13 protein-coding genes and 1 pseudogene are annotated in these 16442 nt (G+C 60.7%); 5 read left to right on the top strand and 9 right to left on the bottom strand.

Going from position 1 to position 16442, the window contains the following annotated elements; translation table 11 throughout:
* Positions 1–47: 47 nt before the first annotated feature.
* From PMI37_RS09815 to PMI37_RS32450, 5 genes and pseudogenes are all read right to left on the bottom strand, one after another.
* Positions 48–1043 (bottom strand): lysylphosphatidylglycerol synthase transmembrane domain-containing protein, encoded by a 996-nt coding sequence (locus PMI37_RS09815; RefSeq protein ID WP_008080397.1) that lies wholly within the window; start codon positions 1041–1043, stop codon positions 48–50.
* Positions 1040–1816: a DUF2334 domain-containing protein gene (locus PMI37_RS09810; RefSeq protein WP_008080395.1), complete on the bottom strand. Its 777-nt coding sequence runs from the start codon at positions 1814–1816 to the stop codon at positions 1040–1042. The genes PMI37_RS09815 and PMI37_RS09810 overlap by 4 nt, the downstream gene beginning before the upstream one ends.
* Positions 1809–2900 (bottom strand): glycosyltransferase family 4 protein, encoded by a 1092-nt coding sequence (locus PMI37_RS09805; RefSeq protein WP_177323307.1) that lies wholly within the window; start codon positions 2898–2900, stop codon positions 1809–1811. Before PMI37_RS09805 ends, PMI37_RS09810 begins: the two co-directional genes overlap by 8 nt.
* Positions 2901–3087: 187 nt before the next feature.
* Positions 3088–3852, bottom strand: a complete 765-nt coding sequence (locus tag PMI37_RS32455) for a methyl-accepting chemotaxis protein (RefSeq protein WP_371043227.1) — start codon at positions 3850–3852, stop codon at positions 3088–3090.
* A 93-nt stretch (positions 3853–3945) separates the two neighbouring features.
* Positions 3946–4977 (bottom strand): annotated as a pseudogene (locus PMI37_RS32450) (HAMP domain-containing protein); the annotation flags it as partial.
* A gap of 186 nt (positions 4978–5163) precedes the next feature.
* Between PMI37_RS32450 and PMI37_RS09795 the strand changes: the two are divergent.
* On the top strand, positions 5164–6651 hold the full coding sequence (locus tag PMI37_RS09795) for a helicase HerA-like domain-containing protein (RefSeq protein WP_045123087.1): 1488 nt from the start codon (positions 5164–5166) through the stop codon (positions 6649–6651).
* 80 nt (positions 6652–6731) lie between these two features.
* Here PMI37_RS09795 and PMI37_RS09790 read toward each other — a convergent pair whose 3' ends face one another.
* Complete coding sequence (locus PMI37_RS09790; protein ID WP_008080387.1) at positions 6732–7187, bottom strand: DUF721 domain-containing protein; 456 nt, start codon at positions 7185–7187, stop codon at positions 6732–6734.
* 308 nt (positions 7188–7495) lie between these two features.
* Here PMI37_RS09790 and secA point away from each other — a divergent pair, with 308 nt between their 5' ends.
* The 4 genes from secA (at position 7496) to PMI37_RS09770 (ending at position 13327) form a co-directional block, all read left to right on the top strand.
* On the top strand, positions 7496–10231 hold the full coding sequence (gene secA, locus PMI37_RS09785) for a preprotein translocase subunit SecA (RefSeq protein ID WP_008080379.1): 2736 nt from the start codon (positions 7496–7498) through the stop codon (positions 10229–10231).
* 122 nt (positions 10232–10353) lie between these two features.
* Entirely contained in the window at positions 10354–11571 is a 1218-nt protein-coding gene (gene argJ, locus PMI37_RS09780; protein ID WP_008080378.1) for a bifunctional glutamate N-acetyltransferase/amino-acid acetyltransferase ArgJ, read from the top strand.
* A 179-nt stretch (positions 11572–11750) separates the two neighbouring features.
* Entirely contained in the window at positions 11751–12383 is a 633-nt protein-coding gene (locus tag PMI37_RS09775) for a glutathione S-transferase family protein (RefSeq protein WP_008080377.1), read from the top strand.
* Positions 12380–13327: a Nudix family hydrolase gene (locus PMI37_RS09770; protein ID WP_008080376.1), complete on the top strand. Its 948-nt coding sequence runs from the start codon at positions 12380–12382 to the stop codon at positions 13325–13327. The genes PMI37_RS09775 and PMI37_RS09770 overlap by 4 nt, the downstream gene beginning before the upstream one ends.
* A gap of 120 nt (positions 13328–13447) precedes the next feature.
* Here PMI37_RS09770 and PMI37_RS09765 read toward each other — a convergent pair whose 3' ends face one another.
* The 3 genes from PMI37_RS09765 to PMI37_RS09755 all read right to left on the bottom strand — a co-directional run.
* Positions 13448–14032, bottom strand: coding sequence for a cob(I)yrinic acid a,c-diamide adenosyltransferase (locus PMI37_RS09765; RefSeq protein ID WP_008080375.1), 585 nt, complete (start codon positions 14030–14032; stop codon positions 13448–13450).
* Between the two features lie 3 nt (positions 14033–14035).
* The gene (locus tag PMI37_RS09760) at positions 14036–16072 is read right to left on the bottom strand and encodes a sensor histidine kinase (RefSeq protein WP_008080373.1); all 2037 of its coding nucleotides are present in this window, start codon (positions 16070–16072) and stop codon (positions 14036–14038) included.
* 45 nt (positions 16073–16117) lie between these two features.
* Positions 16118–16442, bottom strand: a 325-nt coding sequence (locus PMI37_RS09755) for a ketopantoate reductase C-terminal domain-containing protein (RefSeq protein WP_008080371.1), incomplete at its 5' end; no start/stop codon positions are given.

Raw genomic sequence — 16442 nt, 5'->3', positions numbered from 1 at the left:
TACATTGAACCCTTATCCCTGTAGGAGCTGCCGCAGGCTGCGATCTTTTAAGCTTGACGCACCTTCATCAGTTTCCTCAGCAACGGCCGACCCAGCATCAACAAAAACACCGGTCCCCCTACTACCAGATAAAAGTAATACGTCACCACCCGCCAGATCAGAATCGCCGCTGCTGCCGTCGATTTCCCCACCATCGGCGCCAACAGGGCCGCCGAGGTCAATTCCGCCGCCCCCGCGCCACCTGGCAACAGACTGAACTGCCCGGCGCCGAGCGAAAGCATCTGCACCAGAAAACTCCACGCCCATTGCAAGTCTGCGCCCAGCCCGCGCAGGGCCAGATACAGCACGCTATAGCGCAGCAGCCAATGCACGCAGGTCAGGGCGAACACCTTGGCCAGGGTTTGCCAGGGCAATTTCAACGTGTCGGTAAACGCGGCGAGAAAGTGCAGCAGCTTGCGCGCCCAACGGCGACGGGTACCGGCCTTGACGTTCATCCTCGCCAACAGACGACCGCTCAGACGGATCAGGGCGCGGTGGTAACGTGCCAGCAACACGCAACTGAACAGGCCGCCAAACAACGACACGGCGCTGACCATCAGCAGCCATTCGAGGCGATCACTGAGGTGCTGGAACAGCGCGTAAATCAGAATCCCGCTCAACGCACAGAGAAAGAACAGCAAATCGCTGAGCTGGTCCATGGCAAACACCGCACTGCCACGCGCCGGACGTACGCCGCTGCGCGCCAGTAACGCCATGATCGTCAGCGGCCCGCCACTGCCGCCGGGTGTGGCGCAATAGGCGAACTCAGCGGCCATGACCACGCCGAGACTTTTCAGTGGCGTGACGCGCTCGCACTGATCGCCGAGCAACAAGCGTAAACGCAAGGTATTGATGCCCCAGCAGAGTAGGATCATGCCGAACATGACCAGCAGCCAGTGCAGCGGAAAACTTTGCAAACGCGCCCAGATTTCGCCGCCGCCCAGCACCACCGGGATCAGCACTGCCGCGAGCAAGCCGATCAGTAACAGAATGCCGCGACTCATGCGACGTGTTCCAGTTGACCGCGCTGTTGTGCCAGCCAGTTGATTTTGCTCATCGGTACGCGTCCATCCGCCAGCAGTTGTTGAAGAGTGTGCAGCCAATAATCACGGGAAAAACGGTGACGCATGTCCACGGGGTGCAAGCCTAGCCGAATCACCGGCGCCTGGCGCCAGCGCTGTTGCCGCTGATCGCTGAGCATTTTTGACAGGCTTCGACGCCAGGCACTGCGCGCGCTCCAGACCAGACCGGGAGCGGGTACGGGGGTGAAGTCCGGCAGAAGATAAAGATGTTGCGGGTCGCTGGTGTAACTCAGCGGCAATTGGCGCAAGGCTTGGCGGGTGCCGTCGCTCATCAGCCAGGCCGGGGCGACGAAACCGTGCAGTGGCCAGTTGTGGCGCTGGAACATTTCGACACCGGCGCGCAGGCGGGTCAGGGCGGCGTCGTGGGACAACCGATAGAACTCGCCTTCGTGGGTATAAACGCGGCGCATAAACCAGTCTCGCGGGGTGTGCGGGCCGGGTTCCTGATCGTCATGGTAATAACCGTGCAGCGCCAGTTCATCACCGCGTGCCACGCGTTCGCTGAGCATTCGAGAAAACGCCGGATGAGCGTCGAGCGTGTCGTGGCGGTGGAAGTCCGGCACGACCAGCCACGTCATCGGCACGTTGCCCAGGGCGTCGATCGCTTCGACAAACGGCTGGTAATCCGCCCACGTCGAAGGTGCTACATCGTGCAGCACCAGCAACACGGCGGGTTTGGCGAGGGGCTCAGCCATTGGCAACTCTGGGCAACGAATCACCGAGCACGGCGTGATAGTGACCCAGCAGGCTGTCCACTACCGTGTCCCAGGCGTAATGCTGTTCGACATGTTGGCGGGCTTGCTGGCCAAGCCGGGTGTTGCCACGACTGAATAGCTCACGCACCGCATTGGCCATGGCCTGCGGATGATTCGGCGTGCAAAGCAGGCCGCACGATTCATTGACGATTTCGGTAAACGCGCCAGCCGCCACGGCCACCACCGGAATGCCGCAGGCCATGGCTTCAAGAATCACCAGGCCGAAGGTTTCCTGATCGCCGGCATGCAGCAACGCATCGGCACTGGCCATCAATTGCGCGACCCGTGGGGCCGGGCAGAACTCATCGATGACACTGACGTTGTCCGGCACCACGGCGGGCATCGACGAGCCAACCAGCAACAGGTGATAACGCGGGCCCAGCCGCTGCATGCATTTGAGCAGCACTGGCAGGTTTTTCTCTTTCGAGCCTCGTCCAGCGAAGATCAGCAGGCGCGTGTCTTCGGCGAGGCCCAACTCGGCGCGCAGATTACGGTCGCCAGCGTGCGGATGAAAAATTTGCAAATCGACGCCCAGCGGTTGCACGAAGACATTGCTTACGCCGAGGCTGCTGAGCTTGTCGGCCATGACTTGGCTTGGCGCCAGCACTCGATCGAAATTGCCGTAGAGCTTGGTGACGTAGGCTTCGACATTCGGCGTGAGCCAATGGCCCATGCGATTGCCGACCAGCAGCGGCAGGTCCGAGTGATAGAAACCGATCACCGGCACGTCGAGTTGCCGGCGCGCATCAAGTGCGGCCCAGGCGGTGAGGTACGGATCGCCGACTTCGATCAGATCGGGCTGTAAATCCTGCAGGACGTTTCGCCATGGCGCGAGCCGCAGCGGGAAGCGATAGCCCTTGCCGAAGGGCAGGGCGGGGGCGGGAACCGTGTAAACGCCGTCGTCTTCGCCGAAATGCGCACCGGGGATCAACAGGCTGTGACGAATGCCAGGCTTAAAGCCGAGGCGACGATGTTTGGCATCCAGATACGTCCGTACGCCACCGCTGGCCGGGGCGTAGAACATGGTGATGTCGGCGATGTGCACGGTGATCAACCCTCCGCTGCGTGGTTCTCCCTTGGTTGACCTTTATCCAGAATAGATGTTCGGTCGGGATTACAACGGGGGGGGCAGATGCAAAAAGATCGCAGCCTGCGGCAGCGCCTACATTCGAATCCCGGTAGGCGCTGTCGCAGGCTGCGATCTTTCAATCTTAGATGCGGAAACTACCCACCAACTGCTTCAACCGCGAAGCCTGCTGCTCCAGATCCGAGCAAGCCCGCAACGTCGCCTGCAGGTTCTCCACGCCTTCCTGGTTCAGCGTGTTGATCTCGGTGATATCAACGTTGATCGACTCGACAACGGCAGTCTGCTCTTCAGTCGCCGTGGCCACCGACTGGTTCATCCCGTCGATTTCGCCAATGCGCTGCGTCACGCTGTTCAAGCGTTCCCCGGCAAGGTTGGCGATCTCCACGCTGTCCTGACTGTGGCGCTGGCTGTCGCTCATGGTACTCACCGATTCACGGGCGCCCACTTGCAGCTCCTCGATCATCGTTTGCACCTGTTGCGCCGATTCCTGGGTGCGGTGCGCGAGGTTACGGACTTCATCCGCGACTACCGCGAAACCACGGCCAGCCTCACCGGCACGCGCCGCTTCAATCGCCGCGTTGAGCGCCAGCAGGTTGGTTTGCTGGGAAATGCTGGTGATGACTTCAAGAATCTGACCGATGTTCACGGTTTTGCTGTTCAGCGACTCGATGTTGCTGCTCGACGCGCTGAGCATGCTCGACAGCTGGTTCATTGCCTTGATGCTGCGATCCACCACTTGCTGGCCGTCTTCTGCCAGGCCGCGAGCATCGCTGGCCTGATTCGAAGCCTGGGCGGCGTTGCGGGCGATTTCCTGCGCGGCGGCGCCGAGCTGATTGATCGCGGCGGCCACGCTGCTGGTGCGCGAGGCTTGCTGATCGGAGTTGTACATCGACGAGTTCGACGCGGCGACCACGCGCAGCGCCACTTCGTTGACCTGGCCGGTGGCTGACGACACTTCGCGGATCGAACTGTGAATACGCTCGACGAAACGGTTGAAAGCGGTACCCAGAATGCCGAATTCATCGTTATTGACGATGGTCAGGCGTTTGGTCAGGTCGCCTTCACCGTCGGCGATGTCTTCCATGGCGCGGGTCATCACGTGCAGCGGCTGGATCAGCAGGCGGATCAGCATGCCGAGCAACGCGATGATGATCGCCACGGCGATGATTGTTGCAATCACTGCCGAGGTGCGGAACTCGCTGAGCATCGCGAACGCCTGATCCTTGTCCACCGACAATCCGATGTACCAGTTCACCGACGGCAGGCCTTTGATCGGCGCGAAGGTGACGATGCGGGTCTTGCCATCAACGGTGACTTCACTGAAATCGCTGCTGATGCGCGGGGTGTCCTGTGGATAGGCTTCCTTGAGTGATTTCATCACCAGGGCCTTGTCCGGGTGCACGAGGATCTTGCCGTCGGCGCTGACCAGGAACACATAACCCATGCCGTCGAAATCGCGGGCGGCGAGGGTATCGACCAGCGATTGCAGGCTCAAGTCGCCGCCTACCACACCGACGCTCTGGCCGGCCTTTTTCGAGGCGGTGGCGATGGAGATGATCAGTTGCCCGGTAGCGGCGTCGATGTACGGTTCGGTCAGGGTCGAGGTGCTGCTGCTCTCGGCACCTTTATACCAAGGGCGCACGCGCGGATCGAAACCGTCTGGCATTTTCGTGTCCGGGCGAATGGTGAAGTGCCCGGTGGCATCGCCCAGATAGGTGGCCATGAACGTCGAGGTCAGGGTCTTCTGTTCCAGCAGGCTGGCGACGTTGGCCGGTTCCGGGTTGATGGCGATGTTCTGGGCGGCGTTTTCGATCAGCAGAATGCGACCGCTGAGCCAGGTCTGGATGTTGCCGGCGGTGACCTCGCCCATTTCGTTGAGGTAGTTGTTCAGGTCATCGCGGATCGCGTTGCGCTGTAGCCAGTCGTTGTACAGCGTAAACGAGGCGAAGGCGGCGATGACGATGAGGGCGGCGGCAAGCAAAATTTTATGGCTGAAGCGCAGATTTTTGTTCATGGCTTGGGGTTCCGCTAAGGTCTTAATGTCCTGGGCGTGCTTTTATAAAGGCGCGCAATATGGGCAAAGGTGAATGCAAACTGATATTTCCGACTCTCCTTAGGGAAATGTCCGACCGACTTTTCAGTCAGGTTCACGCTTTATCTATCGGCCAAAGTGAATCAAAGATTAACCATGGGTGACAAAATGCCTGACTCATCGCAACTCGTAATCGGCGCCGATCTCACCGCGCAACCGATTGGTCAGGCCATGCGCCTGGCGAACCGCCACGGCCTGATCGCCGGCGCGACCGGTACCGGTAAAACCGTGACCTTGCAGCGTCTGGCCGAAGCGTTCAGCGACGCCGGTGTCGCGGTTTTCGCCGCTGACATCAAGGGTGACCTGTGTGGCCTCGGTGCTGCCGGCAACCCGCAGGGCAAGGTCGCCGAGCGCATCGCCGGGATGCCGTGGCTCGACTACAAGGCGCAGGCGTATCCGGTGACCTTGTGGGACATCCACGGTCAGTCCGGTCATCCATTGCGCACAACGTTGAGTGAAATGGGGCCGCTGTTGATCGGCAGCTTGCTGGAACTCACCGACAGCCAACAGGCGGCGTTGTATGCCGCTTTTAAAGTGGCCGATCGCGAAGGGTTGTTGCTGCTGGACCTGAAAGACCTGAAGGCGCTGCTCAATCACCTCAAGGACAACCCGCAAATGCTCGGCGAGGACGCCGCGCTGATGACCACCGGTTCCAGTCAGGCGCTGCTGCGCCGTCTGGCGACGCTGGAACAGCAGGGCGCCGAAGCCCTGTTCGGCGAACCGGCGCTGCAATTGGAAGATATTTTGCAGCCGGCGGCCGATGGGCGTGGACGGATTCATCTGCTCGACGCCAGTCGTCTGGTGCATGAGGCGCCAAAGGTCTACGCAACGTTCTTGCTGTGGCTGCTGGCGGAGTTGTTCGAACAGCTGCCGGAGCGCGGCGATGCCGACAAACCGCTGCTGGCATTGTTTTTCGATGAAGCGCATTTGTTGTTTGGGGATACGCCCAAGGCCTTGCAAGAGCGCCTGGAACAAGTGGTGCGGTTGATTCGTTCGAAAGGCGTTGGCGTGTATTTCGTCACGCAATCGCCGGCGGACTTGCCGGATGACGTGCTGGCGCAACTGGGTTTGCGCGTGCAGCACGGCTTGCGCGCATTCACCGCCAAGGAGCAGAAATCCCTGCGTGCAGTGGCGGACGGCTTCCGGCCGAATCCGGCGTTCGACACGTTGTCGGTGCTGACCGAGTTGGGTATCGGCGAGGCATTGGTCGGCACGCTGGCCGAGAAGGGCACGCCGGAGATGGTTCAGCGTGTGCTGGTGGCACCGCCGCAATCGCGGATCGGGCCGCTGACGGAAACCGAGCGTACGCTGCTGATCGCCGGGTCACCGTTCAAGGGGCGCTATGACAAGCCGATCGATCGTGAGTCGGCGTACGAAATCCTCATGGGTCGCAAAGGCTTGGCACCTGAGGCCGAAACCCCCGACGCAAAACCCGCGCCTGAAGAGCCAAGCCTGGCCGACAGGGCCGGAGAATTCCTCGGCACCGCCGCCGGCCAGGCACTGAAATCCGCCATGCGCCAGGCCGCCAACAATTTGGGCAAACAACTGGTACGCGGCCTGATGGGCTCTTTATTAGGCGGCAGCAAACGCCGCTGAAAGTAAAGATCGCAGCCTGCGGCAGCTCCTACAGGAGTTAATGTAGGAGCTGCCGCAGGCTGCGATCTTTTGACCTTGCTTCAGGTTTTGTCTTTGGCGTGTGCCGCCAATCGTTCCAGCGCTGCACGCAAACCCGGATCACTGATCCCGTCCGCCGTCGCCTGAATTGTCGCCGCGGCATCCGTCGACAAATCCATCGTATTGCCAACCACCGCGCGCTGCACCGTCGGCGGCTGCACTTTGAACAGAATCCGCGTCAAACTGGCAAACTCGTCAAACATCTGCAATTGCCGCTGCAAGCGTTTTTGCTGGTAACGCAGGCGTGTGGCCCAGTGGCCATCGGTGACAATCAGCAACAAACTGCCCTCACGCCACGAGGCGACATGGCAATGTTCACGGGCGGCAGGTTGCAGTTGGCTTTCGAGCAGACGCTGCAAATGCCCCAGTCGCTGGGCATGGCCGAGAATGGCTTTGAGCGGCTTGGCTTCGCGCAGGAGAACGGCGGGTGCTCTGGCCGTAAGAGGGCGAAATGCCATGATCGAACACCTGAAGTAACAGAAACGCCATGGTAGCAGAAAGGCCGAAATCACTCGCCCATTGCTTTTGCCCCCGCTTTACCCATTAAATCAACGACTAACTTCTGCCTTTTATGACTTGAAGTTGAGCAAAACGCCCCTATTTTAAGTGAGCCCCGTCAAAGCGCAGTGCCAGCATCGTGGAACATCGCCACTTTCCTCACTTCCGTTTCCGGGTAGAATGCTCGTTCGCATGCGGCCATGAGGGCTGCACGGGCGACGCTCACGGGGCCGCCCTCCATCCCTTTAGTGTGGAAGATCCTGCCGATATGTTTGCGCCTTTGTTAAAGAAACTTTTTGGAAGCAAGAACGAGCGTGAAGTCAAACGCATGCTCAAGACGGTGCAGCTCGTCAATGCCTTCGAAGAGCAAATGGTGGCCCTTTCGGACGATCAATTGCGCGCCAAGACCGCTGAGTTCAAGGCCCGCATCGCCAAAGGGGAAACCCTCGACAAGCTGTTGCCAGAAGCCTTTGCGGTCGCCCGCGAAGCCGGCAAGCGCATCATGGGTATGCGCCACTTCGACGTACAGCTCGTCGGTGGCATGACCTTGCACGAAGGCAAGATCGCCGAAATGCGCACCGGTGAGGGTAAAACCCTCGTGGCAACCCTGGGCGTTTACCTCAACGCATTGTCCGGCAAGGGCGTGCACGTTGTGACGGTGAACGACTATCTGGCGCGTCGTGACGCCAACTGGATGCGCCCGCTGTATGAATTCCTCGGCCTGACCGTCGGCGTCGTGACGCCGTTCCAGCCGCCGGAAGAGAAACGTCTGGCCTACGCCGCCGACATCACCTACGGCACCAACAACGAATTCGGTTTCGACTACCTGCGCGACAACATGGCGTTCAGCATGGAAGAAAAATTCCAGCGCGAACTCAACTTTGCCGTGATCGATGAAGTCGACTCCATCCTCATCGACGAAGCGCGTACCCCGCTGATCATTTCCGGTCAGGCCGAGGACAGCTCCAAGCTGTACATGGAGATCAATAAGCTGATCCCGCAGCTGGAACTGCACGTTGAAGAAGTCGAAGGCGAAGTCACCAAGGCTGGCCACTACACCGTTGACGAGAAGACCCGTCAGGTCGAACTCAACGAAGCCGGTCACCAGTTCATCGAAGACATGCTCACCCGCGTCGGCCTGCTGGCTGAAGGCGAGAGCCTGTACTCGGCGCATAACCTGGGCCTGTTGACCCACGTCTATGCCGGTCTGCGTGCGCACAAGCTGTTCAACCGCAATATCGAATACATCGTGCAGGACGGCCAGGTGGTACTGGTCGACGAACACACCGGTCGTACCATGCCGGGCCGTCGTCTGTCCGAAGGCCTGCACCAGGCCATCGAAGCCAAGGAAGGTCTGAACATCCAGGCCGAGAGCCAGACCCTGGCCTCGACCACGTTCCAGAACTACTTCCGTCTCTACACCAAGCTGTCCGGCATGACCGGTACCGCTGACACCGAAGCGTTCGAATTCCATCAGATCTATGGTCTGGAAGTGATGGTCATTCCGCCGAACAAACCGTTGGCGCGTAAAGACTTCAACGACCTGGTGTTCCTCACCGCCGAAGAGAAGTACGCGGCGATCGTTGCCGACATCAAGGAAAGCATGGCGGCCGGCCGTCCGGTGCTGGTGGGTACGGCGACCATCGAAACCTCCGAGCACATGTCCGCACTGCTCGTGAAGGAAGGCATCGAACACAAGGTTCTCAACGCCAAGTTCCACGAAAAAGAAGCCGAGATCATCGCGCAGGCCGGTCGTCCGGGCGCACTGACCATCGCCACCAACATGGCCGGTCGTGGTACCGACATCCTGTTGGGCGGCAACTGGGAAGTTGAAGTCGCGTCGCTGGAAGACCCGACGCCTGAGCAGATTGCCCAGATCAAGGCCGACTGGCAGAAGCGTCACCAGCAAGTGCTGGAATCCGGCGGTCTGCAGGTGATTGCTTCCGAGCGTCACGAGTCGCGCCGTATCGACAACCAGCTGCGTGGCCGTGCCGGTCGTCAGGGCGATGCCGGTTCGAGCCGCTTCTACCTGTCGCTGGAAGACAGCCTGATGCGCATCTTCGCTTCTGATCGAGTGAAGAACTTCATGAAAGCCCTGGGCATGCAGCCGGGCGAAGCGATCGAGCACCGCATGGTGACCAACGCGATCGAGAAGGCGCAACGCAAGGTTGAAGGCCGTAACTTCGACATTCGTAAACAACTGCTCGAGTTCGACGACGTCAACAACGAACAGCGTAAAGTGATTTATCACATGCGTAACACGTTGCTGGCCGCTGACAACATTGGTGAAACCATCGCCGACTTCCGTCAGGACGTGCTCAACGCCACCGTCAGCGCCCACATTCCACCGCAATCGCTGCCAGAGCAGTGGGACGTGGCCGGTCTGGAAGCGACGATTGCCAGCGACTTCGGCGTGAAACTGCCGATCCAGCAATGGCTCGACGAAGACGATCACCTGTACGAAGAAACCCTGCGCGAGAAGCTGATGGCCGAGCTGATTGCCGCGTACAACGAGAAAGAAGACCAGGCGGGTGCCGAGGCACTGCGTTCCTTCGAGAAGCAAATCGTTTTGCGCGTGCTGGACGACCTGTGGAAAGACCACCTGTCGACCATGGATCACTTGCGTCACGGCATCCACCTGCGTGGCTACGCCCAGAAGAACCCGAAGCAAGAGTACAAGCGCGAGTCGTTCACGCTGTTCTCCGAGCTGCTCGATTCGATCAAGCGCGACTCGATCCGTGTGCTGTCGCACGTTCAGGTTCGTCGCGAAGACCCGGAAGCCGAAGAGCAACGTCTGCGTGAGGAAGCTGAAGCACTGGCCGCCCGCATGCAGTTCGAACACGCTGAAGCGCCAGGTCTGGAGCAACCGGAGTTGCTCGGTGAAGAGGTCGATGTGGCCCTCGCCACCGCCCCGGTTCGCAACGAGCAGAAGCTGGGCCGCAACGAACTGTGCTACTGCGGTTCGGGCAAGAAATTCAAGCATTGCCACGGGCAGATTCAGTAAAACCCGTTTCAATCGCTGAAATACCCGCGCCGCGACCGGCTCCTGCCGTCGCGGCGTTTTGCCATTTAAATCACCGCCGCATCGATTGGCGGTGCTGACATCATTGAGTAAGGAGCGCATTCATGGCTGTTGGTCTTGGTCCTTTGCCAACGTTGCACCCGGTTGCCGGTTTTGAACTCGGTATCGCCTCGGCCGGCATCAAGCGCCCCGGGCGCAAAGATGTCGTCGTGATGCGTTGCGCCGAAGGCTCGACCGTGGCGGGCGTGTTCACCTTGAACGCCTTTTGCGCCGCGCCGGTGATCCTGGCGAAGAAGCGCGTACAGAACGCCGTGCGTTATCTGCTGACCAACACTGGCAATGCCAACGCCGGTACCGGCGAGCCAGGCCTGGCCGCTGCCGAACGCACCACCGCCAAACTGGCGGAACTGACCGGCGTTGCTGCCGAGCAGATCCTGCCGTACTCCACCGGTGTGATCGGCGAGCCGCTGCCAGTCGAGAAGATCGAAGGCGCACTGCAAGCTGCGCTGGACGACCTCTCGGAAAACAACTGGGAAGCGGCCGCCACCGGCATCATGACCACCGATACCCTGCCGAAGGGCGCCAGCCGCCAGTTCGAGCATGACGGCGTGACCATCACCGTTACCGGCATCAGCAAAGGCGCGGGCATGATCCGCCCGAACATGGCGACGATGCTCGGTTACATTGCCACTGACGCCAAAGTCTCCCGCGATGTGCTGCATAACCTGATGCTCGACGGCGCCAACAAGTCGTTCAACCGCATCACCATCGACGGCGACACCTCGACCAACGACTGCTGCATGCTGATCGCCACGGGCAAGGCTGCACTACCGGAAATCACCCGCGCCGAAGGCGAGTTGTTCGCCAAACTGAAGCAAGCGGTATTCGAAGTGTGCATGGACGTCGCCCAGGCCATCGTGCGTGATGGCGAAGGCGCGACCAAGTTCGTCACCGTTGAAGTGAATGGCGGCGGCAACCATCAGGAATGCCTCGACGTTGGCTACACCGTGGCGCACTCGCCGCTGATCAAGACCGCGCTGTTCGCCTCCGATCCGAACTGGGGCCGCATTCTGGCTGCCGTCGGTCGTGCCGGCGTGCCGGATCTGGACGTGAGCAAGATTGACGTGTTCCTTGGCGAGGTGTGCATCGCCAGCCGTGGCGCGCGTGCGGCGACCTACACTGAGGCGCAGGGTTCGGCGGTGATGCAGCAGGAAGAAATCACCATCCGCATCGAACTGGGTCGCGGCGATTGCAGCGAAACCATCTGGACCACCGACCTGTCGCATGAATACGTGAAGATCAACGCTGAGTACCGCACTTGATCTAAAAGGTGGAGCGGGCTGCCGGCCTCATCGCGGGCAAGCCCGCTCCCACAGGGTTCTGTGGTGTACACAAAATTTGTGAGCGACCTCAATCACTGTGGGAGCGGGCTTGCCCGCGATGACGGACGAACAGACGCCAGACATTCTGGATTGTTTCCCTGACAAGAAGGTATTCACCCATGTCCCTGCACCTGATCATCGGCGACAAACTGCTTTCCTCCTGGTCCCTGCGCGCCGCCCTGGCGCTGGAGCTGACCGGCGCACCCTATACCGAAGAACTGATCAAGCTCGGCAAGCCCGACACCCGCGAGCTGCTGCTCAAGCATTCGCCGACCGCCAAGGTCCCGCTGCTGCAAACCTCGCGTGGCACTGTCGCCGATTCGCTGGCCATCGCCGAATACCTCGCTGAACAGTTCCCGTCCGAGCAGCTCTGGCCGAGCGATATCTTCGCCCGTGCGCAGGCCCGATCCGCTTGCGCACAAATGCACAGCGGCTTCTTCGCCATGCGCAATCACATGCCGTTCAACCTCAATCACGATGCGCCGCTCAGCCCGGTGCCGCCAGAAGTGAAGGTCGACATCGAACGCATGCTCGCGCTGTGGGCCGAATGCCGTGCCGCCGCCACCGAGAGCGGGCCGTATTTGTTCGGCCGGGTGAGTCTGGCCGATGCCTTCTTCGCGCCGATTGCCGTGCGCCTGCGTACTTATCAAGTGCAACTGCCGGCCGTCGACCAAGCCTATGTTGAAACCGTCTACCAATGGCCCGCGTTCAAGGCGTGGCAAAAGGCTGGACTGGAGGAATTGAATCCGTGAAACGCGTACACGTCGCCGCCGCCGTCATCCGTGACGACAGCGGCAAAATCCTGATTGCCCGCCGCGCCGACTCACAGCATCAAGGTGGGTTGTGGGAGTTTCCCGGCGGCAAGGTCGAGGCTGACGAGACAGTCGAAACCGCGCTGGCCCGTGAGCTGCACGAAGAGTTGGGCATCGTCGTTGGCGCCGCCCGACCGCTGATCAAAGTGCGTCACGACTATCCCGACAAGCAAGTGCTGCTGGATGTCTGGGAAGTCTCGGCATTCACCGGTGAACCGCACGGTGCCGAAGGCCAGCCATTCGCCTGGGTGACGGCGAAGGAGTTGGTCAACTACGAGTTCCCGGCGGCCAATCAGCCGATCGTGGCGGCAGCGCGTTTGCCGGCTGAATACCTGATCACCCCGGAAGACCTGGAAACCCCGGCGTTGTTGCGCGGTATCCAGAAGGCGATTGCCGGCGGGATCAAGTTGATTCAGCTGCGTGCGCCGAATGGCTATGACCCCAAGTACCGCGATCTGGCGGTCGATGCGGCCGGCCTGTGTGCGGGCAAGGCGCAGTTGATGATCAAAGGGCCCTTCGAATGGCTCGGCGATTTCCCGTCTGCCGGATGGCACATCACCTCCGCACAATTGCGTAAATACGCAGCGGCGGGGCGTCCGTTGCCGGCGGAGCGTTGGTTGGCGGCGTCGTGCCACAACGCTGAGGAGTTGGCGCTGGCTGAGCAGATGGGTGTGGACTTTGTCACGCTGTCGCCGGTGCAGCCGACGTTGACGCATCCGGATGCGCAGCCGTTGGGCTGGGAGCAGGCTGGGGCGCTGATTGAGGGGTTCAGTAAACCGGTGTTTCTGTTGGGCGGTGTTGGCCCGGTGGAGCGCGAGAAGGCTTGGGGTGTTGGGGCGCAGGGTGTGGCGGGGATCCGCGCGTTCTGGCCTGATTCTCTGTAAAGGCAGCAGGCCTCATCGCTGGCAAGCCAGCTCCCACAAGGTTTTGTGTCGTTCACAAATGTTGTGTACAACTCGAAACCTGTGGGAGCTGGCTTGCCAGCGATGGCGGCCGGTCAGGCGCTACATCTCTGTCGGTTTTGGGGCCGGCTGCCAAAGTATCTCCGCAATCCCCTGTCGCCGCGCAATCAACCGCGCCGCGACAAACAACAAATCCGACAACCGATTGATATACGCCAGGCCAACCCCGGCCAGCGGCTCAAGCGCATTCAAATGCTGACAGCGCCGTTCGGCACTGCGCGCCAGGCTGCGACACACATGGGCCTGCGCAATCAGCATCGACCCACCCGGCAAAATGAAATTCTCCAGCGGCCCCAGCTCCTCATTCCACACGTCGATCGCCGCTTCCAGCCGTTCGATTTCCCCTGCGTTCAACGCCTGATACTCGGGCATCGCCAACTCGCCGCCCAAATCAAACAGCCGATGCTGACAAGGCGCCAACACTTCGATCAGTTCATTCAGCCCAGGATAGGCCTCACGTTCGGCAATCAAACCGGCCAACAGCACGCCGACCTGACTGTTCAGCGTGTCGACCTCACCTATCGCCTCGATGCGCGGATGATCCTTTGGCACACGGCGGCCGTCGCCCAGGCCGGTTTCGCCTTTGTCGCCGGTGCGGGTGTAAATCTTCGACAAGCGAAAGCCCATGGGTTACCTCGGTAGTTGATTGTTTTCGGCTGCGATCGGCGCCGGTTGCGCCAGTGGCAGGCGCAAAGTGAAGCAGGTGCCCTGACCGGGAGCCGACTGCACTTCCATCTGCCCTTTGTGGTTGTTGGTAATGATGAAGTACGACACCGACAGGCCAAGCCCTGTGCCCTGGCCGATTTCCTTGGTGGTGAAGAATGGCTCGAAGGTGCGTTTGCGCACGTTCTCGCTCATGCCGATGCCGTTGTCTTCCACCTGGATCTCGGCCCACGGCGGATTGAGTTTGGTGCGCAGAATGATCCGCCCGGGCTCGCTGTCGTCCTCGCGCTGGTGAATTGCTTGCGCGGCGTTCTTCAGCAGGTTGAGCAGCACTTGTTCCAGTTCATTGGCGGTGCCCGGTACCGGGCCGAGCGCCGGGTCGAATTGGCGAATGATCGCTTGACCCTTGAAGTCGAAACCGATGGCCAGATCGAAGTCGTTGCCCGCGATGTCCACCGCTTGGTCGATCAGTGCCGGCAAATCGCACGGCGCCATTTGCCGCGTGCTGCGGCGACTGAAACTGAGCATGTGCGTGACGATTTTTGCTGCCCGGGCGCCAGCCTGTTGAATGCCATCAAGCAGTTGCGGCACTTCGCGGCCTTGCAGGTAGCGGTTGACCGTGTCCAGTTCGATGCCCAGTTGTTCGGCGGTTTCGAGGTTCTTCGGCAGCTCTGTCGACAGCCGGCGCCTGATGTTCTGCACGTTGTGCAGGATCGCCCCCAGCGGGTTGTTGATTTCGTGCGCCATGCCGGCGGCGAGGCCGCCGACCGAGAGCATTTTTTCCGACTGCACCATCATTTCTTCCAGCGACAGGCGCTGAGTAATGTCATCGATGCGGATCACCACGCCGCGCCCGGCACCGCCCATCAGCGGGTAGAACGTCAGCGCATAGTGCTTTGGCTCATCGTCCTTGAACCACGTCACCCGCTCGATTTTCGCCACGGTGTGTTGCTCGACGGTCTGCTTGAGCTGCGGCAGGAATGGCTTGAGCGGTTCGAACGCGAGAAAGATCGGCTGGTTCAGCGCCTCGTCCAGGCGTGTCCCGGAGAGGGCGCTGGCTTCCTGGTTCCATTGAGTGACGTAGAGCTGCTCGTCGAGGGCGATCAGCGCCGAGGGCATCGAGTCGATGATGCTGTTGAGGTAGTTCTGGAAACCGGTGAGCTTCTTCTCGATCTTGCTGCGCACCTGCACTTCCAGTTCCAGTTTGCGGTTGGTGTGGCGGGTTTCTTCCGCCAGCCCCTGCGCCTGATCGTAAGCGGCTTGCGAGTCATCGCGGGCGCGCTTGAGCTGCTGCTCACGGGCCTCGATACGCGAGAGCATGGTGTTGAAGGCCTCGGCGAGACTGCCGATTTCATCGTGGTTACCGCGCGAGGCACGCAGGGCGTAGTTTTCTTCGCGGGTGACCTGACGCGACAACTCTTCGAGCTGGTGGATCGGCCGGGTGATCAAACGCTTGATCTGCCGGGCAATCACCAGCCACAGCAGCACGCTGAAAATCAGGATGCCGAGGCTCGCGGTCAACGTACCGGTGTAGAAGGCCATCGGCAGTTCGCTGCTCGCCACCAGCAACAGATGGCCGGGCGCGGTGCCGGGGCGGGGCAGGGTGATCAGCTGATTGCTGCGAAATTCGGTGAGCTGCCAGGCTTCGATATGTCGATAACGCTCCGGCAGTTTCAGTTTGTCGCCGCGCTGCACCTGAGCGAGGCGTTCGCCTTTGCCGTCATACAGGGCGGCGGCGCGCAGCGGTGAATAACTGTCGAGCTCCTTGAGCAGACGCTCGGCGCTCTCCGGTGATTGCAGGGACTCGCTGACCAGACTCGGGTTGGCAATCAGTCGGCCGATGGTCTGCAAGGCCTGCGGTGCCATGCTTTCCTGGGAAATATAATAGGCGGCGCTGATAAAAGTCAGGTTGGCGACCAGCAGGACAGTGGTCAACAGCACCAGCAGGGCGGCCAGCAGTTTCTGGCCGACCGGCAGGTTTTCGAGGCGCTGGCGCAATGGCATCAGGTTTATCGCAGCAAAGGAACAAGTGGCCAGCGTAGCCGCTGCTCAGTCGCTGGGCAATCCAAGGCTGTGCAGATGCGCGACGAGGCGCTGCTGCAATTGCTTGAGGTGCGGCAGGTTCAATTGATGGCGGGTGGCAACTTGGCAGGCGTGGCCCAATAGATAGCTGATTTCGGTGCGGCGCTGGTTGGCGACGTCCTGATACATCGAAGAGTAATTGGCGGCGGTGGCGTGGATCACCCGTTCGACTTCCTCTTGCAGGTTGTCGGCAGCCGCTGGCTGGCCGCAGCGCTGCAACAATTCGGCGAGTTCGGCGCACAGCGTGGCGACTTCGCAGTGATGCTGCTGCAGCCCGCCGTTACGGCAGGCG

It is taken from the genome of Pseudomonas sp. GM80, from assembly GCF_000282515.1.
In the GTDB taxonomy this organism is placed as follows: Bacteria; Pseudomonadota; Gammaproteobacteria; order Pseudomonadales; family Pseudomonadaceae; genus Aquipseudomonas.
This window is presented reverse-complemented; position numbering and strand designations above follow the sequence as displayed.